The sequence below is a fragment of the Bacillus sanguinis genome (assembly GCF_018332475.1).
GTDB classification, from domain to species: domain Bacteria; phylum Bacillota; class Bacilli; order Bacillales; family Bacillaceae_G; genus Bacillus_A; species Bacillus_A sanguinis.
The window spans coordinates 1-222 of record NZ_BOQB01000582.1; the positions used below are offsets into that span (position 1 = coordinate 1).

A 222-nucleotide genomic window follows, 5' to 3' on the forward strand; every position below is an offset into this window, starting at 1 on the left:
GGTTAATTCGAATTTTGATAAATGAGTGTAACAATATTATTAGATCATACAAAAAGATAATGGTAATAGAAGACAATGATTACAATATGAGTGCTTATGATCAGTATGAAGATATAGACTTATGTAATGCGATTCAATCCTTACATGAAGAGTTAAGAGCTGTTACAGTGCTTTATTATTATGAAGATATGAATCAAGAGAGTATAGCCAAGCTTTTAGAAG

The 222-nt window shown here is 28.8% G+C and carries 1 pseudogene; it reads left to right on the forward strand.

Annotated features, from left to right (window positions below):
- Positions 1-222, forward strand: a pseudogene (locus KI369_RS28690) (sigma-70 family RNA polymerase sigma factor); the annotation flags it as partial.